Annotated in this window: 22 protein-coding genes and 1 riboswitch; of the genes, 16 read left to right on the top strand and 6 right to left on the bottom strand. The window is 62.1% G+C overall.

The window, feature by feature from the left end; all coding sequences use genetic code 11:
* Positions 1-205: 205 nt before the first annotated feature.
* The 8 genes from HMPREF2785_RS01735 (at position 206) to HMPREF2785_RS01700 (ending at position 8,843) form a co-directional block, all read left to right on the top strand.
* Positions 206-1,783 carry a peptide ABC transporter substrate-binding protein gene (locus tag HMPREF2785_RS01735; RefSeq protein ID WP_070614097.1) on the top strand — a complete coding sequence of 526 codons (1,578 nt, stop codon included), beginning with the start codon at positions 206-208 and terminating at the stop codon, positions 1,781-1,783.
* Positions 1,784-1,902: 119 nt separating this feature from the next.
* Complete coding sequence (locus HMPREF2785_RS01730; protein WP_070421623.1) at positions 1,903-2,829, top strand: ABC transporter permease; 927 nt, start codon at positions 1,903-1,905, stop codon at positions 2,827-2,829.
* 37 nt (positions 2,830-2,866) lie between these two features.
* The gene (locus tag HMPREF2785_RS01725) at positions 2,867-3,817 is read left to right on the top strand and encodes an ABC transporter permease (RefSeq protein WP_070421663.1); all 951 of its coding nucleotides are present in this window, start codon (positions 2,867-2,869) and stop codon (positions 3,815-3,817) included.
* Positions 3,814-5,499: an ABC transporter ATP-binding protein gene (locus HMPREF2785_RS01720; protein WP_070614095.1), complete on the top strand. Its 1,686-nt coding sequence runs from the start codon at positions 3,814-3,816 to the stop codon at positions 5,497-5,499. Before HMPREF2785_RS01725 ends, HMPREF2785_RS01720 begins: the two co-directional genes overlap by 4 nt.
* Positions 5,500-5,591: 92 nt before the next feature.
* A riboswitch (TPP riboswitch) is annotated at positions 5,592-5,695 on the top strand.
* Positions 5,687-6,289 carry an ECF transporter S component gene (locus HMPREF2785_RS01715; RefSeq protein ID WP_070421621.1) on the top strand — a complete coding sequence of 201 codons (603 nt, stop codon included), beginning with the start codon at positions 5,687-5,689 and terminating at the stop codon, positions 6,287-6,289. (Overlaps the previous riboswitch by 9 nt.)
* A complete protein-coding gene (locus tag HMPREF2785_RS01710) occupies positions 6,290-7,624 on the top strand; it encodes an ABC transporter ATP-binding protein (RefSeq protein ID WP_070614093.1) in 1,335 nt (444 codons plus the stop codon). It begins immediately after the preceding gene.
* Complete coding sequence (locus tag HMPREF2785_RS01705) at positions 7,621-8,382, top strand: energy-coupling factor transporter transmembrane component T family protein (protein ID WP_070614091.1); 762 nt, start codon at positions 7,621-7,623, stop codon at positions 8,380-8,382. Before HMPREF2785_RS01710 ends, HMPREF2785_RS01705 begins: the two co-directional genes overlap by 4 nt.
* Positions 8,379-8,843 (top strand): nucleoside/nucleotide kinase family protein, encoded by a 465-nt coding sequence (locus HMPREF2785_RS01700; RefSeq protein ID WP_070568601.1) that lies wholly within the window; start codon positions 8,379-8,381, stop codon positions 8,841-8,843. Before HMPREF2785_RS01705 ends, HMPREF2785_RS01700 begins: the two co-directional genes overlap by 4 nt.
* Here HMPREF2785_RS01700 and HMPREF2785_RS01695 read toward each other — a convergent pair.
* The 6 genes from HMPREF2785_RS01695 to HMPREF2785_RS01670 form a co-directional block, all read right to left on the bottom strand.
* Entirely contained in the window at positions 8,833-10,758 is a 1,926-nt protein-coding gene (locus HMPREF2785_RS01695; protein ID WP_070614089.1) for an ABC transporter ATP-binding protein, read from the bottom strand. The two genes, HMPREF2785_RS01700 and HMPREF2785_RS01695, sit on opposite strands and share 11 nt — an antisense overlap.
* Positions 10,755-11,744, bottom strand: a complete 990-nt coding sequence (locus tag HMPREF2785_RS01690) for an ABC transporter permease (protein WP_101740371.1) — start codon at positions 11,742-11,744, stop codon at positions 10,755-10,757. Before HMPREF2785_RS01690 ends, HMPREF2785_RS01695 begins: the two co-directional genes overlap by 4 nt.
* Before the next feature lie 103 nt (positions 11,745-11,847).
* Positions 11,848-12,831 carry an ABC transporter permease gene (locus tag HMPREF2785_RS01685; protein WP_070421616.1) on the bottom strand — a complete coding sequence of 328 codons (984 nt, stop codon included), beginning with the start codon at positions 12,829-12,831 and terminating at the stop codon, positions 11,848-11,850.
* A gap of 128 nt (positions 12,832-12,959) precedes the next feature.
* Complete coding sequence (locus HMPREF2785_RS01680; protein WP_070421615.1) at positions 12,960-14,663, bottom strand: ABC transporter family substrate-binding protein; 1,704 nt, start codon at positions 14,661-14,663, stop codon at positions 12,960-12,962.
* A 388-nt stretch (positions 14,664-15,051) separates the two neighbouring features.
* Positions 15,052-15,588: a ribonuclease FAU-1 family protein gene (locus HMPREF2785_RS01675; RefSeq protein ID WP_070614087.1), complete on the bottom strand. Its 537-nt coding sequence runs from the start codon at positions 15,586-15,588 to the stop codon at positions 15,052-15,054.
* Between the two features lie 3 nt (positions 15,589-15,591).
* The gene (locus HMPREF2785_RS01670) at positions 15,592-16,209 is read right to left on the bottom strand and encodes an Rv1157c family protein (protein WP_224213884.1); all 618 of its coding nucleotides are present in this window, start codon (positions 16,207-16,209) and stop codon (positions 15,592-15,594) included.
* Between the two features lie 277 nt (positions 16,210-16,486).
* Here HMPREF2785_RS01670 and HMPREF2785_RS01665 point away from each other — a divergent pair, with 277 nt between their 5' ends.
* The 8 genes from HMPREF2785_RS01665 to HMPREF2785_RS01630 all read left to right on the top strand — a co-directional run bounded on the left by HMPREF2785_RS01665 (position 16,487) and on the right by HMPREF2785_RS01630 (position 23,671).
* The gene (locus HMPREF2785_RS01665) at positions 16,487-16,813 is read left to right on the top strand and encodes a hypothetical protein (RefSeq protein WP_070452725.1); all 327 of its coding nucleotides are present in this window, start codon (positions 16,487-16,489) and stop codon (positions 16,811-16,813) included.
* 74 nt (positions 16,814-16,887) lie between these two features.
* Positions 16,888-18,804, top strand: a complete 1,917-nt coding sequence (typA, locus tag HMPREF2785_RS01660) for a translational GTPase TypA (RefSeq protein ID WP_070484497.1) — start codon at positions 16,888-16,890, stop codon at positions 18,802-18,804.
* Positions 18,805-18,814: 10 nt separating this feature from the next.
* On the top strand, positions 18,815-20,437 hold the full coding sequence (locus HMPREF2785_RS01655; protein WP_070614085.1) for an ABC transporter family substrate-binding protein: 1,623 nt from the start codon (positions 18,815-18,817) through the stop codon (positions 20,435-20,437).
* Positions 20,434-21,309: an N-acetyl-1-D-myo-inositol-2-amino-2-deoxy-alpha-D-glucopyranoside deacetylase gene (mshB, locus tag HMPREF2785_RS01650; protein WP_070614083.1), complete on the top strand. Its 876-nt coding sequence runs from the start codon at positions 20,434-20,436 to the stop codon at positions 21,307-21,309. Before HMPREF2785_RS01655 ends, mshB begins: the two co-directional genes overlap by 4 nt.
* On the top strand, positions 21,306-21,629 hold the full coding sequence (locus HMPREF2785_RS01645; RefSeq protein ID WP_168164669.1) for a hypothetical protein: 324 nt from the start codon (positions 21,306-21,308) through the stop codon (positions 21,627-21,629). The genes mshB and HMPREF2785_RS01645 overlap by 4 nt, the downstream gene beginning before the upstream one ends.
* A 13-nt stretch (positions 21,630-21,642) precedes the next feature.
* Positions 21,643-21,966, top strand: coding sequence for a ferredoxin (fdxA, locus tag HMPREF2785_RS01640; RefSeq protein WP_070421608.1), 324 nt, complete (start codon positions 21,643-21,645; stop codon positions 21,964-21,966).
* Positions 21,967-21,969: 3 nt separating this feature from the next.
* Complete coding sequence (gene dapC / locus HMPREF2785_RS01635; protein WP_070484506.1) at positions 21,970-23,079, top strand: succinyldiaminopimelate transaminase; 1,110 nt, start codon at positions 21,970-21,972, stop codon at positions 23,077-23,079.
* 85 nt (positions 23,080-23,164) lie between these two features.
* Positions 23,165-23,671, top strand: coding sequence for a GtrA family protein (locus HMPREF2785_RS01630; protein WP_070614142.1), 507 nt, complete (start codon positions 23,165-23,167; stop codon positions 23,669-23,671).
* Positions 23,672-23,791 lie beyond the last annotated feature (120 nt).

Genomic DNA, 23,791 nt, shown 5'->3' with positions numbered 1-23,791 from the left:
TTAGATTCGCGACAACGGCAACGACCGCGCCGTCCACATCCCCCCTGGGTTGTGGCGGCGCGGTTTCTATTTTTCGGTCCGTTGGACCGCACGCGCGGGGCGGCCGGATTATGGGAGGTTACGTTTATTGTGGTGGACTCCTTAGAGCACGCTGAGTGTTTGACAGCACAACATGCGAAAACATGAAAAGACACAAGGAGTCAAGGTGCATATCAAGAAAGCAGTTGCCGCCCTCGGCGCCGGCGCACTGGCGCTCGGCCTTGCCGCATGTGGTGGCTCCGCCGACAATTCTGCCGACGGAGCAGGAAACTACGTTCTGACCAACGGTTCCGAGCCACAGCGTCCGTTGCTGCCCGCAGATACGAATGAGACTGGCGGCGGCCGCATCGTCGATGTCCTGTACGCAGGTTTGACCTACTACGACAAGGACGGCGAAAGCCACAACGAGCTCGCAGAGTCCATCGATCTCGAGGGTGAGAAGACCTACCGTGTCACGCTGAAGGACACGAAGTGGGCCGATGGTACCCCGGTGACGGCGAAGGACTTCGTCGACGCGTGGAACTACGCAGTCGAGAACTCCCAGATGAACGCGTACTTCTTCGAGCCGATCAAGGGCTACGAGGACGGAAAGCCGCTCGAGGGCCTGGAGGTTATCGACGACAAGACCTTCACCATCGAGCTCGAGCAGCCGGAGGCTGACTTCCCGCAGCGTCTCGGCTACACGGCATTCTCGCCGCTTCACCCGTCTGCGTTCGACGACATGGAAGCGTACGGCGAAAACCCGATCTCGAACGGCCCTTACAAGCTGCTGGAGTGGAACCACAACCAGGACGCCATCGTGGTGCCGAACGAGGAGTACCAGGGTGATCGCAAGGCGCAGAACGACGGCGTGAACTTCATCTTCTACGCCCAGCAGGACGCGGCCTATGCCGACCTGCTCTCCGGAAATCTCGACGTGCTCGATGCTGTGCCAGATTCTGCACTGGCCAACTTCGAAGACGAGCTTGGCGAGCGCGCTGTGAACCAGCCAGCAGCTGCATTCCAGTCGATCACCATCAACGAGAACGAAGAGCACTTCGGCGGCGAGGAAGGCAAGCTTCGTCGCCAGGCAATCTCTAAGGCGATCGACCGCGAGCAGATCACCAAGACCATTTTCGACGGCACCCGCACCCCGGCGACCGACTTTGCCGCACCGGTGATCCCGGGCCACTCCGACAACCTTGAGGGCGTCGACGTGCTCAAGTACGACCCGGAGGAGGCAAAGCGCCTGTGGGAGGAAGCCGACAAGATCAACCCGTACACCGGTGACCTGGAGATCTCCTACAACTCCGATGGTGGCCACCAGGCATGGGTCGATGCTGTTGCGAACTCCATCCGCAACGCCATCGGCATCGAGGCAGTGGGCAACGCCTACCCGGACTTCAAGTCCATGCTCGACGATATGGACAACGACGCCGTCAAGGGCGCATTCCGTACCGGCTGGAGCGCTGACTACCCGTCGCTGGGTAACTTCCTGATCCCGCTGTACGGCACGGGCGCTTCCTCGAACTATGCGCGTTACTCCAACCCGGCAGTCGACGCACTGCTGGAAGAAGCAGCAACCGCAGCTTCTCCGGAAGCTGCTGCTGAAAAGTACAACGAGGTGCAGAAGGTTCTGTTTGAGGATCTCCCAGCGATCCCGCTGTGGTACTCCAACGTTGCAGGTGGCTACTCCGAAAACGTAGAGAACGTCGCGTTCTCCTGGCGCTCACTTCCGGTGCTGCATCAGATCACCAAAAACTAGGTGGTAACCTAAGCAACCACGCAAAGTGGCCCGTTCGCATTTTGCGGCGGGTCATTACTCGTTTCACACTCAATACTGGTTTTCGTCCCGACTCACATGGAAAAGGAGAGCCCGGAACCATGCTGCGTTATATCGGGCGGCGGCTGCTCCAAATGATCCCCGTCTTCTTCGGGGCCACACTGTTGCTTTACGCCCTCGTGTTCCTCATGCCGGGCGACCCCGTACAGGCGCTTGGCGGAGACCGCGGCCTGTCCGAGGCCGCCCGCGCCCGCATCGAAGCGGAATACAACCTTGATAAACCATTTATCGTCCAATACCTGCTCTACATCAAGGGCATTTTCATGGGCGATTTTGGCAAGACCTTCTCCGGCCAGCCCGTCGCGTCGGTGATGGCTAACGCGTTCCCGGTGACCATCAAGCTCGGTTTGATGGCGCTGGCGTTTGAGGCTGTGTTCGGCATCATCTTCGGCGTGATCGCCGGTGTGCGCCGCGGCGGTGTCTTCGACTCCACGATTCTCGTCGCATCGCTGATCGTCATCGCCGTCCCGTCGTTCGTGATCGGCTTTGTCATGCAGTACCTCTTCGGCGTGAAGTGGGGACTGTTGCCTGCAACGGTCGGGCGCAATGAGTCATTTGAAGCGTTGCTCATGCCTGCGATCGTGCTTGGTGCGCTGTCGTGCGCGTACGTGATCAGGCTGACGCGTCAGTCCGTGAGCGAAAACCTTCGCGCAGACTACGTCCGTACCGCGCGAGCTAAGGGTCTGAGCGACGGTACCGTGATGACCCGCCACGTGCTTCGCAATTCCATGATCCCGGTCGTGACTTTCCTTGGCGCTGACCTTGGTGCGCTGATGGGTGGCGCGATTGTGACCGAAGGCATCTTCGGCATTAACGGTATCGGTGGCACGATCTACCAGTCGATCATTAAGGGCGAGCCCGCGACCGTCGTGTCGATCACCACTGTGCTGGTGATTATCTACATCGTTGCCAACCTCATCGTTGACCTGCTTTACGCAGTACTCGACCCAAGGATCCGCTATGACTAATTCCATTCCACAACCTGAAATGTCGGCTGATCGCACGATGGCCAATGCTGGGGTGCTGCGCGGTCAGGAATACTACGTCGCAGAGACCGATGAGACTGGTCTCGGCGCAGTTGATGCTGTGCCGGATGCCGGTACACCCACCAGCCAGTGGGCTGAAGCTTGGAACTACCTGCGTCGCAGGCCGCTGTTCTGGTTCTCTGCAGTATTGATCCTGCTTGCCGTCACCGTCGCTGTGTTCCCTGGTCTGTTCACCAGCGTCGATCCGCGCGAGTGCATGCTGTCGCGCTCGCTGAACGGGCCGACGGACGGGCACATCTTCGGCTTTGACCGTCAAGGCTGCGATATTTACTCGCGCATGATGTACGGTGCTCGCGCATCGGTTACGGTCGGCGTGCTGACCACACTGATCGTGACCGTGCTTGGTGGCCTCATCGGTGCGATCGCCGGTTACTTCGGCGGCATCTGGGACACACTGCTATCGCGTCTGACTGACATCTTCTTCGCGGTGCCGCTCGTGCTGGCCGCGATCGTCGTCATGTCCATGTTCCAGAACAAGCGCTCGATCTGGATGGTGGTATTCGCGCTGTCCATGTTCGGCTGGACCCAGATCGCCCGCATCACCCGCGGTGCAGTGATGGGGATTAAGAACGACGAGTTCGTCACCGCCGCCCGCGCGGTGGGGGCGAGCGACTGGAAGATCATCACCTCCCACATCCTGCCGAACGCCGCGGCGCCCGTGATCGTGTACGCCACGGTTGCGCTCGGCCAGTTCATCGTGGCCGAAGCGACCCTGTCCTTCCTGGGCATCGGTCTGCCGTCCACGGTGGTGTCGTGGGGTGGCGATATTTCGGCTGCGCAGGCGTCGCTACGCACTCAGCCGATGGTGCTGTTCTACCCGGCAATTGCGCTCGCACTGACGGTGCTGAGCTTCATCATGATGGGCGACGTCGTGCGCGACGCCCTTGATCCGAAGGCGAGGAAGCGATGACCACCGCAATCGGCAAAGACAACAACACTGGCGCGCCCGAGCCGCTGCTTGAGGTGACCGACCTCCGCATCACGTTCGAGTCCTCCACGGGTGTGGTTGAGGCTGTGCGTGACTTCGATATGACGATCTACCCGGGCCAGAAGGTCGCAATCGTGGGCGAGTCCGGTTCGGGCAAGTCCACCTCTGCCATGGCGGTGCTCGGCCTGCTGCCTGGCACCGGCAAGGTCACTGGCGGCTCGATCAAGCTGCGCGGCGAGGAACTGACCAATCTCGATGAGAAGGGCTGGCAGAAGATTCGCGGCAACAGGATTGGTCTGGTGCCGCAGGATCCGATGTCTAACCTGAACCCGGTGTGGCGTATCGGTACCCAGGTGGAGGAGTCGCTGAAGGCGAACAACATCGTCGAAGGCTCCGAGCGCCACCAGCGCGTCATCGAGTTGCTTGAGCATGCAGGCCTGCCGGACGCGGAGCGTCGTGCGGGTCAGTTCCCGCACGAGTTTTCCGGTGGCATGCGCCAGCGCGCACTCATCGCGATGGGCTTGGCTGCGAACCCGGAGCTGCTCATTGCCGACGAGCCCACGTCTGCCCTCGATGTGACCGTGCAGAAGCGCATCCTGGACCACCTTGAGATGCTCACCCAGGAATCCCAGACCGCGCTGCTGTTCATCACTCACGACCTGGGGCTTGCAGCAGAGCGCGCTGACCACCTGCTGGTTATGCACCGCGGCCGTGTGGTTGAGCGCGGACCGAGCCTGGATATTTTGCGCAACCCGAAGCATCCGTACACCCGCAGGCTGGTTAACGCGGCTCCGTCGCTGGCAGCCGCGCGTACGCACGCTGCGCTGAAGGATGAAGACGTCACGGTGGCCGAGACCAAGCCGGAGGACGTGGTCATCCGGGTGGATAACCTGGTCAAGGAGTTCGACGTCCGTGGCCAAAAGGGTGCGAAGAAGACACTGCGCGCGGTCGACGAGGTGTCCTTCGATCTTCGCCGCGGCACCACGCTTGCGCTGGTGGGTGAGTCTGGCTCCGGCAAGTCCACTGTGGCCAACATGGCGCTAAGCCTGCTTGAGCCGACCAGCGGCACCGTGTACTTCGAGGGTCGCGACATCTCGGAGTTAAACCGCAAGGAACTGTTCAAGCTGCGTCGCAAGATGCAGGTGGTGTTCCAGAACCCGTACGGTTCGCTCGACCCGATGTACTCGATCTACCGCTGCATCGAGGAGCCGTTGCGCCTGCACAAGGTGGGCTCGCGTAAGGAGCGCGACGCTCGCGTGGCGGAGCTGCTGGACATGGTGCAGATGCCGAGGTCCGCGATGCGTCGCTACCCGAACGAGCTCTCTGGCGGTCAGCGTCAGCGCATCGCGATTGCACGTGCGATGGCGTTGGGCCCAGAGGTCATCGTCCTCGACGAGGCGGTCTCGGCCCTCGACGTGCTCGTGCAGGATCAGATTCTGCAGTTGCTCAAGGGCCTGCAGGATGAGATGAACCTGTCCTACCTGTTCATCACCCATGACTTGGCTGTGGTCCGCGAGACCGCAGACGACATTGTGGTGATGCGCCAGGGCAAGGTTGTGGAGCAGGGGCCGGCGGATGCGATCTTCGCCGACCCGCAGGCGGATTACACCCGCAACCTGATCGATTCCGTGCCGGGTCTCCACATCGAGTTGGGGCGCGGCTAGGAGCATAATTGCTTATCGACGACGCCACCGCACCGATGCGGGACGTCGTCGATAAGCATGTCTGGGGCGTGTTGTAGCATCGCCTCCGAGAACTGAACACACACGGGTGCTGCGTTCGCAGCTGAGATGCCTTCGGGCGGACCGTTGAACCTGATCCGGGTAATGCCGGCGATAGGAAGGAAAGCACATGACTGTGCCTGTTAAGAACAATTCTTGGCGTGTAATCGATATTGTCACCGCCGCCGTCCTCGGTGTGGCGTGTGGTCTGCTGTTTTGGGTGTGGAACAGCGTTGGCTACGCAGGGTTTAAGGCACTGGATACGTTGACGCCGGGCCTTGGTGGCCTGGTCACCGGTATCTGGTTCACCGGCGGTGTGCTTGGCGGACTGATCATCCGCAAGCCTGGCGCAGCCGTGTTCGTCGAGGTCATCGCGGCGTCGGTTTCAGCGCTGATCGGCAGCCAGTGGGGCATTGAGACGCTCTACTCGGGCCTGGCCCAAGGCCTTGGCGCAGGGTTGATCTTCCTGCTCTTCGCGTACCGTCGCTTCGATCTGACGGTGGCAATCTTGGCCGGTATCGGCTCCGCTGTCGGCGCGTTCATCCTCGAGCTGTTCCTGTCGGCGAACCTGGCGATGAGCCTGCAGTTCAACATCATCTACCTGACCTGCATGGTCATCTCCGGCGCGATCCTTGGCGGCGTGCTGTGCCACTACCTGGTCAAGGCACTCGCGAAGACCGGTGCGCTGGACCGCTTCGGCGCAGGCCGTGAGCGTTTCAACCAGGCTGCGTAAATGACGCTGGCGATTCGTGCTCGAGGGTTGACGTACCAGCACGCCACGCGTCCCCAGCCTGCGTTTACTGGCGTTGATCTCGACGTCGAGCGCGGCGAGCGCATCCTCATCTCCGGCGACTCTGGTTCCGGCAAGTCCACGTTGCTCGCGGTCATCGCGAAACTTATCGACGACTCCGAGGACGGCAGCAAAACCGGCATCCTCGAGGTCAACGGCACGGTAGGCATGGTGCTGCAGGACCCGGAGGCGCAAACAATCCTGTCGCGCGTGGGCGACGATGTCGCGTTCGGCGCCGAAAATCTTGGGGTGCCGCGCGACGAGATCTGGCGCCGCGTGGAGGCCTCCCTGGGCGCCGTCGGCTTGGACCTGCCGCTCGATCACCCCACGTCACGCCTGTCCGGTGGACAGAAGCAACGCCTTGCACTGGCCGGGGTGTTGGCCATGGGAGCGGATATTTTGGTGCTCGACGAGCCGACCGCGAACCTCGACCCGCGTGGCCGCGACGAGGTCATCAACGCCGTCGACCGCGTCTGCAAACGCACCGGTGCGACCCTGATTGTGGTGGAGCACCGCCCCAAGCACTGGTCGCACGTGGTGGACACCTACTACCGCTTGGATGCGGACGGTCTTCGCCGCATTACCGAAGAAGAGCTACCGCAGGTGCCTTCGTTGCCGCCGGCGAAGCAGGTTCCCGCTGGCACGCCGGCTGCGGTTGCGACGCAGAACTTGCTCACCCGCTTCGGCCCGCCGCGCACGGTGCTTGCGCCTGAGGGGTTCTCCACTGTGGTCACCGGTGAAAACGGCTCGGGAAAAACTACGCTCGTGCAGGTACTTGCCGGGCTAACACCGCCGAAGCAAGGGCGGGTGGAGTACTCGGAAACTATCCGCCAGGGGCTAGCCAAGCCGTCGATTGACTGGTCCTCGGCAGATCTGGCGCAACGCATCGGGTACGTCTTCCAGGAACCGGAACACCAATTTGTCACTGCCACCGTGCGCGAGGAAATGGCGCTGTCTGGTGCGCCGCAGGAACGCATCGATGATCTGCTGCAGCGTTTGCGCCTGACCCACCTCGTCGACGCCAACCCGTTCACACTCTCTGGCGGGGAGAAACGCCGACTTTCGGTGGCAACCGCGCTGGTCAACGCTCCGAAGTTGCTTATTTTGGACGAGCCGACCTTCGGCCAGGACGATCGCACCTTCGTCGAACTCGTCGGCCTGATCCGCGAACTCACGGACAAGGGCGTCACGGTCATCTCGATTACCCACGACGAAGCGTTTATCGCATCGCTTGGAGACCACACCGAACACATCACGGCAGGGGAGGGTCAGCCATGAACCTGCTGGCAAACATCAACCCCGTGACCCGGATCCTTGGCCTGGCGCTACTGACAACCCCGTTGATGTTCACCGTGGACTGGGTTTCCGCCACCGTTGTGCTCGCGTTCACGCTGCTCATGGTGCCGTTGTGTGGGTTGAGCTACGGACGGTTTTTCAAACGCGCGGTGCCGATCCTCATCGTCGCGCCCCTGGCCGGTATCCCGATGGCGCTCTACGGACAGGCGGGCGGGGAGACCTACCTGAACTGGGGTTTGGTCCACGTCACGGAACTGTCCGTCTCTCTTGCGGGTGCGATGGTGTTGCGCGTGCTCGCCATCGCGCTGCCGGTGGTGCTGTTGTCCGCCGATGTCGACCCGACTGACCTTGGCGACGGCCTCTCCCAAGTCCTTCGTCTCCCCGAACGCTTTGTCATCGGCACGGTCGCGGCCCTTCGCATGCTCACACTGCTTCGCGACGACCTCGACGCCATGCGCCGATCGCGTCGCGCCCGCGGTATCGCGGACCAAGGCAAGATCAAATACTGGTTCACCTTGTCATTCGGGCTGTTGGTGATGTCGCTGCGCCGTGCCGGAAAACTCGCCACCGCAATGGAGGCGCGCGGTTTTGGCGGACCGACGAAGCGTTCCTGGGCCCGAGAATCCAAACTGCGCAGCCGCGACTGGGGCGTCATGGTTGTGTGCCTTGGGGTGGCACTTGTCGCACTTGGCATCGCGTGGCTCACAGGCGACCTGCGTCCAGTGTGGTCAGTGCGATGACATACACCCTGCTCATCGATGGCCCATCTGGCTCCGGCAAGACCACCCTGGCCAACCAGATCGGCGACGCGCTCGGTATCCGGGTGGTGCACCTCGACGATTTTTACCCCGGTTGGTACGGCCTCGAAGAAGGTGCCGCGATGGTCGCCCGCGATGTGCTGCACCCTGCCAGGCCAGGGTTTTGGCGCTGGGACTGGATCAACCACGAGCGCGCCGAGTGGGTGCCGCTCGACCCCGCAGAGGATCTTGTGGTGGAAGGTGTTGGGGCGGTCACGGAGTCGTCGATACGCGCCGCCCGGGCGCGTGGAACCGTCAACACCATCCGCGTGACCGCCGACCTAAAGATGCGAAAAACCCGGGCCCTGCGCAGGGACCCGGGCTACGCCCCCTGGTGGGGGATGTGGGCAGCGCAGGAAGCACGACTTCCGACGCTGCCCGTCGATGTGACGGTTAGGAGATAGCCTCCTCCGCCGGCTTGTACACCGTACGCACGCGGGAGCGCTCCGCATCCGGATCAGGGATCGGAATCGCCGACAGCAGCGCCTTCGTGTACGGGTGCTGCGGGTTGTCGAAGACGTCGTCGGTCTCGCCGAACTCCACAAAGTCGCCCTTGTACATCACGGCCACACGATCCGACAGGTGGCGCACCACCGACAGATCGTGTGCGACGAACAGGTAGGACAGGCCAAGCTTGCGCTTGAGCGAATCCAGCAGGTTAATCACGCCGGCTTGGATGGACACGTCGAGGGCTGACACTGGCTCGTCGAGCACAATCACCGCAGGGTTCGTCGCCAACGCACGAGCCAAGCCGATGCGCTGACGCTGACCACCAGAGAAGTGGCCAGGGAAGCGGTCCAACTGCTTCTCATCCAGACCCACCGTGCGCATGAGCTCGGAGATACGGGCATCCTTGTCGCCCTCGTAGCCCAACGCATCCAACGGCTCTTGGATGATCTCCTTGACCGTCATACGCGGGTTCAGCGAGCTCATCGGATCCTGGAACACCATCTGAATATTGCGGCGTGCCTGACGACGATCCGACGCACTCATCTTCGCCGCGTCCTTGCCACAGATCACGATGCGGGAATCACCCTGTGGATCCAGGCCCATGATCTCTAGCAGGGTCGTGGTCTTACCGGAACCGGACTCACCCACAATGGCCATGCACTCACCGGCGCGAACATCGAAGGAGATGTTCTTCACAGCCTCCACGGTGCCGATGCGGCGCTTCACCAGCGCGCCCTTGGTCAGTGGGAACGCACGGTAGAGGTTCTCTACCTCGAGGGTGACTTCGCGCTCCTCGCGCGGGATGCCCGCGAACTTGTTCTCCGGCAGGACAGGTGCGGGGAACAACGGCTTACCGTCGAGAGTGCCGTTTTCAATCTCATCGTGGCGTACGCACGCAACCATGTGGTTCTCGTCGCCCTTGTTCGGCACCAGCGGCGGCTCCTGCGTCAGGCAGGCCTCGGTGGCGATGGGGCAGCGTGGTGCGAACTGGCAGCGGTCGGCGACGTCGATGAGCATCGGCGGGTTGCCGTCAATGAACGTCAGCGGCTCGTTCGACGGCTGATCCACACGTGGAGTGGAACCCAGCAGACCCACTGAGTACGGCATCTTCGGGTTGCCGAAAAGCTGGTGGACCTCGGCGCGTTCCACCGGTCGGCCGCCGTACATCACCAGCACGTCATCGGCGGTGCCTGCGACCACACCCATGTCGTGGGTAATCATGATGCAGGCAGCGCCGGTCTCACGCTGCGCCTTCTTGATCACTTCCAGAATCTGAGCCTGGATGGTTACGTCGAGGGCGGTGGTGGGTTCGTCGGCAATAAGCACCTTCGGGTTATTCGCAATTGCGATTGCGATCACCACACGCTGACGCATACCGCCCGAGAATTCGTGCGGGAAGGAACGCAGGCGCTTCTTCGGCTCGGGGATACCCACCAGGTCGAGCAACTCCGCGGCACGGTCCATCGCCTTCGACTTAGAGATGTTCGTGTGCGCCTGGATGGCTTCCACCAACTGCGTGCCGATGTCGTACACCGGGGTCAGAGCGGACAGCGGATCCTGGAAGATCATGCCGATGCCGTTGCCACGAATCTTCGACATTGCGGCATCCGACTTGCCCAGGAGCTCCTCGCCCTCAAACTTCACAGAACCGGTGACCTTGGCGTAATCCGGCAACAGGCCCATGACAGCGAGAGAGGTGACGGACTTGCCGGAACCTGATTCGCCCACGATGCCGAGGGTACGGCCTGGGAGGAGATCGAAATCCACGCCTCGCACCGCGCGGACCACGCCGGCCTCCGACGGGAACGACACGTTGAGGTCGCGTACCGAAAGCACCGGGGAACCCGAGTTGTTGATGCTGGTTGTCATGCTGCAGAACCTCCAGAGTTCGAGTTCGGGTCGAGTGCGTCACGCAGACCATCGGCGATGAACGCCATGGACACGGTGAGCAAGGTCAGGACGAGGGCAGGGAAGTAGAACTGCCACGGAGCGGTCACCAGGGTTGCGGTACCAGACTGCAACAACGTACCCAGGGACACGTCCGGCAGCTTCACACCGAGGCCCAAGAACGACAGGGCGGTCTCAGACATGATCGTGGACACGATGCCCAACATCAGCTGGATAATCAGCAGCGACGCGACGTTCGGGATGATGTGGCGCACGATTGTCTTGGAGTTGGACACGCCCATGAACTTGGCGGCACGCACATAGTCGTTTTCGCGGATGGACAACGACAAGGACCAAATCACACGTGCTGAGTACATCCAGCCAAACGCGATGAGCACGACGGTGAGCACCTTCCAGTCGCCGCCCGAGCCGGATACCAGCAGGGCGATGATGAGGAACGTCGGCACAGCCAGCAGGAAGTGGATCACTGCCAGCACAATCTTCTCCAAGCTTCCGCCAAACAGGGCAGCACCTGCACCGACAATCGCGGAGATCACCGTGGTGGCAATCGATGCCGGTACCGCAATAGACAACGAGCGACCGAGGCCGTGCACCACCTGTGCAAACAGGTCGTTGCCGGAGTCAGTAGTGCCAAACCAGTGCTCGCCGGAAGGTGCGACGGACAGGTTCATGAAGTCCGGGTCGTCGTAGCTCCACGGTGTCATGAACTTGCCAAAGAGCGCGAGCAGTACCATCAGGAAGAAAATCACCAGGCCGACAACCGCGGCCTTGTTACGCATGAAGCGGCGCAGGTAAATCTTCGACTTACGCGTTGCGCGCATCGTCTGCTGATCTTCGATGCTGTCGCCCTGCTTCGGCAGGATTGGCGGCGTGTTCTTGTCTTTACTCATCACGCCGTCGGCCTGGCGGCCGGTCTCAGAGATGGCGGTCATGTCGTTGACCGGCATTGCGGCGTGCAGCGCCAGCTCGCTCGAGGTGGCGTGGGCGCGGGGGTCACTGAGCTTGCGGGATGTACCGCGTGGTGGCTTGTTTGTCATGGCTGTGATCTCCTTAGCTCACGCGCACGCGCGGGTCGAGGGCAACAACGATGAGGTCGGCCAAGATAGCGGACACTGCGGTCATTGCGGCACCGAATGCGGCCACAACGACGACACCGTGGACGTCGTTACGCGCAATCGTTTGGATGAAGTACTGGCCCATGCCTTGCCAGGCGAAGATGCGCTCCGTCATCACGGCACCGGTGAAGATGCCGGGCACCGAGAACGCCACCGAGGTAGCAACCGGAATTAGCGAGGTTCGCAGCGCGTGTTTGCGCACTGCTTGCGCCTTGGTTAGGCCCTTCGCGCGGGCGGTGCGGACGTAATCGGCGTTCAAGTTATCCAACAGCAGTGTTCTCTGCATGAAGTGATAGCCCGCATACGAAATGATCAACAGTGACAAGGTGGGGAGCACGAGGTGTTGGGCGTAGTCGACCATCTTCGGGAAGAACCCTTCAACGCCCGGGTTGGAAGCACCGGTGACGTAGAAGACGCGCTTGCCGGTCCACTCGTTGACCTTCAGACCGAACCACACCACGGCGATCGAGGCGACGACCACGTGAATGTTCATCGTGATGATCGAGATGCCCTGCCACATGCGGTCGGCGCGCTTGTACTGGCGCGACGCAGTGTACACACCGAGGGCGACACCGAGGAGGATCGACAGCAGGGTGGCAAACAGGGTCAGCTGCGCGGAGACCCAGATGCGGTAGGAGACTTGTTCATTGACGGAGTCGCCGATCGGGGATTTACCCCAGTCCCAACGCGTCAGGACGCCAGTAAGCCACGTCCACCAACGCTCGAAGATTGGTGTGTTTGGGTTCAAGTTCAACGGATCGAGCAGTGCATCGATCTGCTCTTCTGGCAGAGGTGGTCGGCGGCCAAAGTAGTTGGCGCGGGGATCGAGGAAAAAGCTGGCGAGAAAAAACGTGAGGTTGGTGGCAAGAAAAACAATCAAGCCCCAGCTCAGCGTCTTCCGGATCAGGTATCGAAACATAGTGTCTCTCAGTTCCGTGGTGGGCGGACGGGGGAGTTATTGAGAAAGATTGGAAGCCCGCCCAGCGTGGGAATGCTGGGCGGGCTCGCACTCAGTTCGTGGATTTCACGTGCGTCGAACCGTTACGGTTACTTCGCCCAGCCCACGTTCTCGATCGGGAGGATCGCAAAGGAGTTAGCACCGAAGTTTGCCAGGCCCTTCTTCACGGCGACGATGGCCGGGCCGTTGGCGTACGGCATGATGCCGTACTGAGCCAGGGCTTCCTTCTCAAGCTCGTTTGCGCGCTTGATCTGCTCGTCAGCATCCGGGAGCTGCTGCAGTTCCTCAATCTTCTTGTCCATCTCCGGGGTGCCGGTGCCGGACTTGTTCAGCTCGGAATCGGACTTGTAGATCTGGCCGAAGTACGCCACACCGAACGGGTCGGAGGAGCGGAAGCCGGACATGAACAGGTCGAAGTCGCGCTCGGAGACGACCTTGGAGAAGTCGGAGCTCGGACGCTCCTCAACCTGGACGTCGATGCCAATGTTGCGCAGCATTGCCTGCAGGGCAGTGGTGGTCGCCTGGATCATCGGGGAGTCACCCAGGGTGACGTAGCGCACGGACAGCGGGTTGGACTCGTCGTAGCCTGCTTCCTTGAGCAGCTCCTTGGCCTTCTCCGGGTCGTACTGGATGACCTCGCCGAAGTTGTCCTCGTAGCCCGGCTGGGTCTGGTACAGGTTGAACGAACCTGGCAGATCCTCGGTGTAGCCGAGGCCCTGGAAGCGGATCGCGGCGAGCTGCTCGCGGTCAACACCGCGCATGATGGCCTCGCGGACCTTGATGTCGTCCAGGCCCGGGGCGGTGGAGTTGATCGTCATCAGGTAGTTCGCCGGGTTCAGGGCGGTGCGGATCTCGATGGAGTCGCCCATCTCCTTCGCCGTTGCCAGACGGTCACGGGAAGAAACGCCGGTTGCGTCGATCTCGCCTGCGCGGAAGGCGTTCAGGGATGCCTGGTCTTCCATCTGGCGGTAGGTGATCTTGTCCAGCTTCGGCTTCTCGCCCCACCAGTTCTCGTTCGGGACGAAGGAGGCGGTGCCGCCTTCGAAGTCAACGTTCTCAACCTTGAACGGGCCAGCGCCCCACTCCGGGTTGACCTTCTTCAGGTAAGCGTTCATGAACGTGTCCGCGTCCTTGACCTGCGGCGGCACGAGGGTGCCGAAGAGGCCCTCCCACCACGGGTATGCCTGCTTGAAGGTGACAACGGCCTGCTTGTCGTCCTCGCCGCGCTCGACGGACTCGATGAGCTCGTAGCCGTCGGTGGAGTTGACCTGGACATCCGGGTTGGAGCCGTTGTTGAACTTGAAGGTGTTCTCGAAGGCGGTCCAGTCAAGCGGGGTGCCGTCGTTGTACACGGCGTCCGGGTTGATGGTGTAGGTGACCACGGTCTTGCCGTCGACGGTCTCATCCTTCACGTCGGTCAGATAAGCCGGGTTCGGGTGATAGGTGCCGTCGCCGTCGAAAAGCGTGAGCTGCGGGTTGTACTTGCTCCAGATGGTGTCCGTGTAGGACGTCATGTTCGCGTGGAACACGTTCTGCTGCTCAGCAATTTCGGTAATCGCGAGAGTGAGCTCGCCGCCATCCTGGATCTGGTCGCGCTCGAGCGGGTTGTAGTCACCGGCAGCGTTGACTTCGAGCTGTTCGCCCGAGTTGTCAGCTTCCTTGGAGTTCGCGGAGTCCTGTCCGGCCTGGTTTGCGGTGGTCTCTTCGGTTCCGCCATCCGAGGAGCAGGAGGCGAGGACGAGGGACAGGGAGGAGAGTCCGGCGAGAGCGGCGACACGGAGGCGTTTGCTCATGGTCTGGGTCCTTTCAGTGATCGTCCGTACGCAGAGAACTTTGCGACGGTTGCCCGTGTTTGGGCGGTACGACGAAATGGGTATTTCGACGACCCCTGCACCACGATTGGGCCCACCAAAACTTGAAGCTCAGGTGAACACGACGTAATCAGGTTGCACAAAAACTTACATGAAGTGTTAGGCAGTTCACAGTGTTTGTGAAAAGTAATTTACGGCGAAATGCACGCTGCCTCACAGGGCTATGACAGGAATGGGTGTTTCTGCACGCTGATAGGCATCTGTAGCCATCGCAACGCTTTCTCAGCTTCTTCACGGATCGTGAATGTTATTCGCATAAAACGACCCCACCTGCGGGGTGCAGGTGGGGTGCAGTACGGGAATTGGGGTGTTATGCCACAGGAGTTAACTCGACTTCGTCCGCCCACGTCAGTTCAATACCCAGGGCGCGCAGCCACTCCATGGCATCGTCGCCGTGCCGAGTAATGCCCTCAACGGCGTTGAGGGTGACGTCCATGGCCTTCTCTGCTTCTTCGGCAGTGATCAAGCCTGCAGACGTCGCGGCTGCGAGTTCGTCGATATCAAGCACGTCGATCGGGTTGCCTGTCAGCGACACAATGTCGACGTACAGGTCGCGTGTGCGCCAGATATCGCCATCAACGTCAATGTCGGCGATATCAAAATAAAAGTCCTGATCGCGCTCTGCGCCCTCGCGGTAGTGGAAGATGTTTACCCGCAGGCCGAGTTCCGGCAGCAGCCAGCTTTCTAGGTAGCCGAACTCGGGGTGATTCGCCCCGCGTGCCATGTAGAGGCCAAAGTCGGTGACCTGGTACGTGTCTACCTCGCGCAGGAATCCCTTTGGGTCCGTGTTGATGTTCGCGGACGTGTCAAAGGTCTCTTGCTTTACCGGGTGTAGGTCGACGGTCATCGGTTACCTCACGTTGATCGAAGCGGCGGTCGGGGCAAATGCGCAGGTCTTGTCGGTGGTGCGTACTGCACCGTCGACGACTGCGAGGACGCGGCCCTTGCCTGTGTTTGCGGTGGCGGACAGGGTGGACGGTCCTGTTGGGTTTATACCGTTGTTATCTAAAGGTGTTACGCCGGTGCGAAAAGTGTTGAGGTTAACCCAGTACACCTTCATGAGCCCCTGGTCCTTGGCGGCTGCCGGGGTGCCTAGTGCGGTGAACACAAACGTGGTCTGTCCCGCGCCTGCGCCTGGCGCTGGTGTTTTGGTCGGTCCCGGTACCGCAATTGCGGACGCGGTCGAGTGCAGCCCCTTGCCCATGCAGTGCCCGGAGACCGTCGGCCAGGCGAACTGCGTGAAGGCCGGGGCGTCCTCTGGCAGTGGAGGGCCGCCGAGCTCGCCGGTACCAGCGAAGAAGTTCACGGCGGTGCGAAGCGCGTTGCCGACCTGTTCCGGCACCTGTGGTTGGTCCGCGAACGCGTGAACTCGGGCGACGGTCTCGGGGGTGGGGCGGCCAAGGCTATCGAGCGGGTTCGATGATTTGGCATGAGCCATTTGCGTATCGACGACACCGGCAACCAGCATGCCGGCAGCGCAAACCGCCGCGACGGCGGAGCGTGCAAAAGATCGGGGAGTGCGCACGGCTGTCCTTTATTACATAGGGGCCACGGACATTAACTCAAGCAACATTAGTCACATAAGTAACAGCGTCAAGTGGAAACCGTTGATTTTGCAAGGAAAATTGCCGGGAAACTCCAGGCGTGCCCACAGTTACACCTGATTACGATTGTGAGCACGGGCACATTTAAGGCCTGTGAGAACGTGAGATCCGTTGTCCCCAACACTGAAAGGACTGATCGCAATGGATACCCAGACGTTCACCACCAACCTGTCACTGCAAGAGATTGAGCAGCGACTGTCCGGACTGGACAAGTTCAACGTCAAGGACAAAACCGCCAGCGAACTGGCTGTCAACGTCGGCAGTGCACTGAAGTTCCGTCTTATCGGTGTGTATTTGAATAAGGACTACCAGGCGCCGCTGGCTATCGATGCCGCAGATAACGGCGATGGCACCACCACCGTCGAGCTCTCCGCGCGAGGGACTGAAGGTGCTGTCATTACTACTGGAACGGCCGAACAGTTCTTCAATGACGCGTTTGCAGAGCTCCGCGCCACGTTGGAGGGGTAGCGGAGAGGTGCGCTCAACTTAGCTGGGGAGTATCGTGTAACCGTTATTTCCGACAATGTAAAAGGATCTGTTGAGTGTCGCACCCTGAATTTCGCAACGTAGCTATCGTCGCCCACGTTGACCACGGCAAAACCACCCTGGTCAACGCCATGCTGGAGCAGTCCGGCGTCTTCGGCGACCACGGCGAGCATGGCGACCGCGTGATGGACTCCGGCGAGCTCGAGTCCGAGCGCGGCATCACCATTTTGGCCAAGAACACCGCCATCCGTCGCGCCGGCAAGGGTAAAGACGGTGCGGACTTGGTCATCAACGTCATCGATACCCCGGGCCACGCCGACTTCGGCGGCGAGGTCGAGCGCGGCCTGTCCATGGTTGATGGTGTCGTGCTGCTGATCGATGCTTCCGAAGGCCCGCTTCCGCAAACCCGATTCGTCCTGGGCAAGGCCCTCGAAGCGAAGAAGCCGGTCATCATCTGTGTGAACAAGACTGACCGTCCGGACGCACGTATCGACGAAGTCGTGGAGGAAGCACAGGACCTCCTGCTCGAACTTGGCGCTGGCCTGGAGGACCCGGAGGCTGCAGAGGCTGCTGAGAACCTCCTCGAGCTGCCGGTGCTGTACACCTCAGGCCGTGCAGGCCGCGCGTCCCTGGAAAACCCAGGCAACGGCAACCTGCCGGACAACGAGGACCTACAGCCGCTGTTCGACGTCATTTACGACGTCCTGCCGGAGCCGTCCGCTGAGATCGACGCTCCGTTCCAGGCACAGGTGACCAACCTGGACTCCTCCTCCTTCCTGGGCCGCATCGGCCTGATCCGTGTGTTCAAGGGCTCGGTAAAGAAGGGCCAGCAGGTCGCATGGGTCCACTACGACGAGGACGGCAACCAGCAGGTTAAGAACGTCAAGATCGCTGAGCTGCTCGTCACCGAGGGCCTCGACCGTGTTCCGGCTGAAGGCGACGTTGTCGCAGGTGACATTGCCGCTGTCTCCGGTGTGGAAAACATCATGATCGGTGACACGCTGTGCGATCCGGAGCACGTCGAGCCGCTGCCGCGCATCGCCATCGACGATCCGGCAATTTCCATGACCATCGGCGTGAACACCTCGCCGATGGCTGGCCGTAACGGTGGCGACAAGCTCACCGCCCGCATGGTCAAGGCTCGTCTGGATCAGGAGCTCATCGGTAACGTCTCCATCAAGGTGCTGCCGACCGAGCGTCCGGACGCGTGGGAGGTCCAGGGCCGTGGCGAGATGGCGCTGACCGTGCTGATTGAGACGATGCGTCGAGAAGGCTTCGAGCTCACCGTTGGCAAGCCGCAGGTAGTGACCAAGGAGATCGACGGCAAGACCTACGAGCCGTACGACCACATGATCATCGACGTCCCGTCGGAGCACCAGGGTGCTGTCACCCAGCTCATGGCAAACCGCAAGGGTCAGATGACCGCAATGTCCAACGCGGGTTCCGGCGATTGGGTCCGCATGGAGTTCGACGTCCCGTCGCGTGGCCTGATCGGTTTCCGTACGACCTTCCTCACTGAGACCCGTGGTGCCGGTATTGCCAACTCCTACTCGATCGAGCACCGTCCGTGGGCCGGCGAGATCAAGGGCCGCCCGACCGGTTCGCTCGTCGCCGACCGTTCCGGCCAGGTCACCGCGTACGCCCTGCAGCAGCTTGCAGACCGCGGCGATTTCTTCGTCGAGCCGGGTGCCGAGACCTACGAAGGCATGGTCGTTGGTGCGAACTCGCGTGACGAGGACATGGACGTCAACATCACCAAGGAAAAGAAGCTGACCAATATGCGTTCCGCCACTGCGGACGCGACTGTCACGCTGCAGAAGGCCCGTACCCTCTCCCTGGATGAGGCCATCGAGTTCTGTGACGAGGACGAATGTGTTGAGGTTGCCCCTGAGGCGATGCGTGTGCGCAAGCTCATCCTGAACGCTACCGAGCGTGGCCGTGCCCGCTCCCGTGCGAAGCAGAAGAACAGCTAGCCTGTTCTTCATGCAGCCTCCTCGATCGCGCCGCCCAGCCACCCGTGCTGCGGCGGCGCTTTCCGCGCTTTGCCTCGTCGCGTCGTGCTCGGCGAACCCGGGCCCACCGCCGCTCGTTGAGCCGGAATCCGCCCAAAGCGAGACATCTGGCGTATCGACGACACCTTCCGACGACAACCCGCGCCGCAGCGACCGCACCCAGGTACAAGTGGGCGTCGACCCTGTACGAGGAGGCTTTAACCCGCACCTGATTGCGGACGATTCCTCGACGGTGCGTGCCATCGCAGACCTCACCCTGCCTAGCGCATATGTGGGCACGAGCCCGAACAGGGACCTGCTGGTGGGGGTTTCAACGCTGCCGACCTCGCCCGCGGCCCAAACCGTGCGCTACGTCATCGCACCGGAGGCGCAGTGGTCTGACGGCACTCCAATTACCGGCTCCGACTTTGCCTACCTGTGGCGCGGGATGGTGACCACCGCCGGAACCGTCAACCCTGCGGCCTACCGGTCAATTCAGGCGATCCGCATTTCTGGTCAAGGCGGCAAGGTCGTCGATGTGGACTTTGAGCGCCCCGTGGCCAACCGCGAGGAGCTCTTTGCCTACCTGCTGCCGTCGCACCTGTTCGCCGCTGACGCCAGCGATTTCCCGTTCGCACTGCGCAACATGGTCCCTGCGTCTGCCGGGCGTTTCCTCATGGCAGATGTCGGCCGGGCCCGCGGCACGGTAGTGCTGAATAGAAACGACAGGTTTTGGGGTACTGAGCCAGCAAGCGTGGACATTTTGACGCTGACCGCCGCGCGCGATACAACACAAACCGCCGACCAGTTGCGCTCCGGCCAGCTCGCGTTCGCCGACGTCACGCCGCAGGAAACCACGGAAGAGGTCTTTCGCCGGGTGCCGGGGGTGGAGGTGCGCGAGGCGTCGTCGTCACGCGTGCTTGGCGTCGTCATCTCCGCGACAAGCGGGCTCGACCAAGCAATGCGCGAGCAAGTGCGATCGCTTATCGACGTCCCCCTGCTCGCCCACATCGCCGCCGGCCGCAGCACCAACCTGGCCGTAGCAGAGCATGCGTTCACGCCGGGGGAGAAGGACACCGCAGCGCTACGAGCGCGCACCGTTCCCATCCGCGTCGGGGCGGATGCGATGGACCCGGCGGCGGCCGCTGCGGCGCGCACCCTTGTCGACATCCTCAACGGCGCCGGCATTCCCGCAAAACTCACCTCTACCGACGCGACGACGCTCGCCGGGCGCAGCCTGCCATCGTCGGAAGTTGACCTGGCAGTGGTGTGGCAGCGCAACTCCACGTCCATGACCACGCTTGCCAGCCGCATGGCGTGTCCGTCCAAAACTTCGCGTGCTGGCAACCTCTCCGGCCTGTGCTCCGTGGGCAACGAAGCACTCGCCGGGCGAATCCTGGACGGGACCATGAGTGCGACCGAGGCCCGAGCAGCCGTGGCCGAAGCCGAAGAGCGCGACGCCGTGTGGGTGCCCATCCTCAACGAAACACGCATCGCTGCATCCTCGGGTGGCGTCGCCATCCCAGGCGCGTCCACCTGGCCCGGGGGTATCAGCGACGCCGCCCGCTGGCAACTGGCCGATACAGTAGGCCCGACACCGAAGGAGAAACCATGACAACGCGCGACCTCACCGGCTACCGGGTAGTGGCCGTCCACGCCCACCCTGACGACGAAGCCATCACCACCGCAGGCACAATCGCCGACCTGAGCCGACGTGGCGCCGACGTCCTCGTCGTCACCTGCACACTCGGCGAAGAGGGCGAAGTCATCGGCGAGCCGTACCAGCACCTCGTCGTCGACGAAGCCGACCAATTGGGTGGATTCCGCATCGGCGAACTGCGCGAATCACTTGCAGCCATCGGCGCACGCGGAGCTTTCCTTGGCGGAGCAGGCCGTTTCCGCGACTCTGGTATGGCCGGCTCACCCGCAAGCCGCAACCCGCGTGCCTTTGTAAACTCCGGCGACGCAGCGGTATCCGAACTTGCCGCGATCTTCGAAGCCGAGCGCCCCCACCTTGTCATCACCTACGGCCCCGACGGCGGCTACGGCCACCCGGACCACATCCGCGCCCACGAAATCACCCACACCGCCGCCGAACGCGTCGCTATCCCGCGCATCCTGTGGGCCGTGCGCCTCGCCGAAGAAACCGCAGCGCTTACGCCCGAGACCGCCCCCGACGGCTGGCGCCTTGCCCAACCCGGCGAACTCGACGGAGTCGCCACCTCCGACATCGCCGTCTCCCTTGACGACCACGCCTACAGCGCCAAAATCACCGCCATGCGCGCCCACGCCACCCAACTCTGGATCGCCGACGGCCGCACCACCGACGTCAACCCCCACGCCGCCATCGCCCAAGGTCCCGTCGTCTACTACGCCCTGTCCAACCTCATCACCCAGCCCATCCAACGCGTCGAACACTTCCAACTCGGCGCAGGCACGCCACTTCACGACGACGCCACCCACGTCCTATCCGGAATCCCCAAATGAGCCAACCCGTCATCCGCGACAATTTTTCACGCGGGGAAGCCATCGCCGGCATCACCTGGCTGAGCGTCGGCGCCCTCGGCTCGCTCATCCTGGAAGTGGCGTACCTGAACTGGTTCTGGGTGATCATCGCCGCCGTGTTCAATGCGGTGTTGACGAAGACGGCGCGGCTGTGGTCGTCGAAAAGCATGATTGTTCCACTCGCCGTCTGGGCAGCAGCACTGTTCGCCTCCATGGTCATCCTCCCTCCAACCGGGTGGACCCTCGCACTCCTTCTCACCGGAATCGCCGGAGGCGTTTGGCCACTACTCAAGGCGAAGTGACATACTGTTTCCCATGACTTACGTGATTGCTCAACCGTGCGTCGACGTCATGGACCGCGGCTGCGTCGAAGAATGCCCCGTTGACTGCATCTACGAGGGCAAGCGCATGCTCTACATCCACCCCGACGAATGCGTCGACTGTGGCGCCTGCGAACCTGCCTGCCCCGTCGAAGCCATCTTCTACGAAGATGACACCCCCGACGAGTGGAGCGAATACTACGACGCCAACGTCGGCTTCTTCGACGAACTCGGCTCGCCAGGCGGCGCCGCCAAGACCGGCCCACAGGACTTCGACCACCCCTTCGTCGCAGCACTGCCGCCGCAGAACCAGGACTAAACCGTGGCACGCACCCCACTCGGATCACAGCTGCCCGACTTCCCATGGGACACCATCGCCGACGTGCGCAAGCACGCCGCATCCCATGAGGACGGTCTGATCGACCTTTCCGTCGGCGGCCCCGTCGACCCAGTCGCCCCGTCCATCCAACTCGCGCTGTCCGAAGCTGCCGCAACGCCCGGCTACCCGCAAACCGCGGGTACGCCGGAATTGCGCGAAACGATCGTGGCCTCCCACGCCCGCCGCTTCGGCATCGCAGGGTTGACCGAACGCTCCGTGCTGCCCGTGATCGGGCTCAAAGAAGCCGTCGCGTGGCTGCCCACATTGTTGGGCCTGCGCGGCGAGAAAGTTGTGATCCCCGAGATCGCGTACCCCACCTACGAGGTCGGCGCGCTGATGGCAGGCTGCGAAGTTATTCGTTGCGACGACCCCGCCGCCGCACCCCGCGACGCCGCCTTCGTCTTCATCAACTCGCCGTCGAACCCAACTGGCGCAGTCCTTGACGTCGAGCAGATGCGCGCCTGGGTGGAATTCTCCCGCGAAACCGGCGCAATCATCGCCTCCGACGAGTGCTACCTCTACCTCGGCTGGTCCGCCGAACCGGTATCCATCCTGCACCCGTCCGTCACCGACGGCGACAACACTGGCCTGCTCGCCCTGCATTCGCTGTCCAAGACGTCCAACCTGGCGTCGTATCGCGCCGGCACCATCTCCGGCGACGAAGCCCTAGTGCAAGAACTTCTGCTTATCCGCAAGCACTCCGGCCTCATCGTGCCCGGCCCAATCCAAGCCGCCATGGTGGCCGCCCTCGGCGACGACCTGCACGAACAAATGCAGCGCTCCACCTACGCCGCGCGACGGCTTGTACTCATGAAGGCCCTCCAAAACGCAGGTCTTACTATCGACGACTCCGATGCCGGCCTCTACCTCTGGGTCCACCACGACGGCATGGATTCCCGCGAACTCCTCAACTGGTTCGCCGACCACGGCATCCTCGGCGCCCCCGGCGACTTCTACGGCCCCGCCGGCGCCCAACACGTGCGCATCTCGCTCACCGCACCCGACGAGCGCATCGAAGCGGCAGTCGCCCGCCTAGGAAACACCGTTGACTAACCCCACTCATCCGTCGCCGGCCGCCGGCGACCAACACGCCGCCGCGCCCGAAAGCGGCAGCACTGCCGTACGCCTCGTTGCCGGGCTGCGCCAATTTTTGCGCTTCGGCATCGTCGGCGGCTCCGGCGTGCTCGTGAACTTCGTCGTGTTCTACTTGGCCAACAAAGCCCTAGAGAACGGCTTTGATCTGCACGCCAACGACGTGTTCATGCAACTCGGCTCCACCCGTTGGAACATCCGCTGGTACCACCTCATGTCCACCCTGGCGTTCCTCCTGGCCAACACGTGGAACTACCAGCTCAACCGCTCCTGGACATTCCGTGGGGTGCACGCGCGCTCCTGGCTGCGCGGGTTCTTCCCCTTCTTGGCCACCGGCGCGCTCGCGTTCGCGGTGTCGCTGACATGCATGACGTTGCTCATGAACCCGACGACTCCCATCGGACTCTCCGATTCACTTTTCGACGACTCCACCGGCCTGCGCACCAAATCCTACTGGGCCCAAGCCATCTCCACACTGATCGCGATGCCGGTGAACTTTGTGATCAATAAGGTCTGGACCTTCGGAAAACCGAAAACACCAAAAACGACCTAACCAGCGGTTTGTGGGATTTGGTGTTGGAGTTATCCACATTTTCGTGGTGGGTCTTGTGCGGCGGTTTCTCGCTTCGTAGCGTGTGATGCATGGCATTTGTAGACCTTCTCGGCTTCCGGC

Source organism: Corynebacterium sp. HMSC067D03 (genome assembly GCF_001811185.1).
GTDB classification, from domain to species: Bacteria; Actinomycetota; Actinomycetes; order Mycobacteriales; family Mycobacteriaceae; genus Corynebacterium; species Corynebacterium coyleae.
The sequence above is the reverse complement of the archived record's forward strand: the minus strand, read 5'-3'. Positions and strand labels throughout refer to the sequence as shown.

Bases quoted from the DNA above. Each gene is read 5' to 3' on its own strand.
- HMPREF2785_RS01645 (WP_168164669.1), top strand. From the start codon at position 21,306: ATGAGCCAACCCGTCATCCGCGACAATTTTTCACGCGGGGAAGCCATC.
- HMPREF2785_RS01710 (WP_070614093.1), top strand. From the start codon at position 6,290: ATGACGCTGGCGATTCGTGCTCGAGGGTTGACGTACCAGCACGCCACG.
- HMPREF2785_RS01665 (WP_070452725.1), top strand. From the start codon at position 16,487: ATGGATACCCAGACGTTCACCACCAACCTGTCACTGCAAGAGATTGAG.
- HMPREF2785_RS01675 (WP_070614087.1), bottom strand. From the start codon at position 15,588: ATGACCGTCGACCTACACCCGGTAAAGCAAGAGACCTTTGACACGTCC.
- HMPREF2785_RS01655 (WP_070614085.1), top strand. From the start codon at position 18,815: ATGCAGCCTCCTCGATCGCGCCGCCCAGCCACCCGTGCTGCGGCGGCG.
- HMPREF2785_RS01670 (WP_224213884.1), bottom strand. From the start codon at position 16,209: ATGCTGGTTGCCGGTGTCGTCGATACGCAAATGGCTCATGCCAAATCA.
- HMPREF2785_RS01685 (WP_070421616.1), bottom strand. From the start codon at position 12,831: ATGTTTCGATACCTGATCCGGAAGACGCTGAGCTGGGGCTTGATTGTT.
- HMPREF2785_RS01680 (WP_070421615.1), bottom strand. From the start codon at position 14,663: ATGAGCAAACGCCTCCGTGTCGCCGCTCTCGCCGGACTCTCCTCCCTG.
- mshB (WP_070614083.1), top strand. From the start codon at position 20,434: ATGACAACGCGCGACCTCACCGGCTACCGGGTAGTGGCCGTCCACGCC.
- HMPREF2785_RS01695 (WP_070614089.1), bottom strand. From the start codon at position 10,758: ATGACAACCAGCATCAACAACTCGGGTTCCCCGGTGCTTTCGGTACGC.
- fdxA (WP_070421608.1), top strand. From the start codon at position 21,643: ATGACTTACGTGATTGCTCAACCGTGCGTCGACGTCATGGACCGCGGC.
- HMPREF2785_RS01705 (WP_070614091.1), top strand. From the start codon at position 7,621: ATGAACCTGCTGGCAAACATCAACCCCGTGACCCGGATCCTTGGCCTG.
- HMPREF2785_RS01715 (WP_070421621.1), top strand. From the start codon at position 5,687: ATGACTGTGCCTGTTAAGAACAATTCTTGGCGTGTAATCGATATTGTC.
- HMPREF2785_RS01730 (WP_070421623.1), top strand. From the start codon at position 1,903: ATGCTGCGTTATATCGGGCGGCGGCTGCTCCAAATGATCCCCGTCTTC.
- HMPREF2785_RS01690 (WP_101740371.1), bottom strand. From the start codon at position 11,744: ATGCCGGTCAACGACATGACCGCCATCTCTGAGACCGGCCGCCAGGCC.
- HMPREF2785_RS01725 (WP_070421663.1), top strand. From the start codon at position 2,867: ATGGCCAATGCTGGGGTGCTGCGCGGTCAGGAATACTACGTCGCAGAG.
- HMPREF2785_RS01700 (WP_070568601.1), top strand. From the start codon at position 8,379: ATGACATACACCCTGCTCATCGATGGCCCATCTGGCTCCGGCAAGACC.
- HMPREF2785_RS01720 (WP_070614095.1), top strand. From the start codon at position 3,814: ATGACCACCGCAATCGGCAAAGACAACAACACTGGCGCGCCCGAGCCG.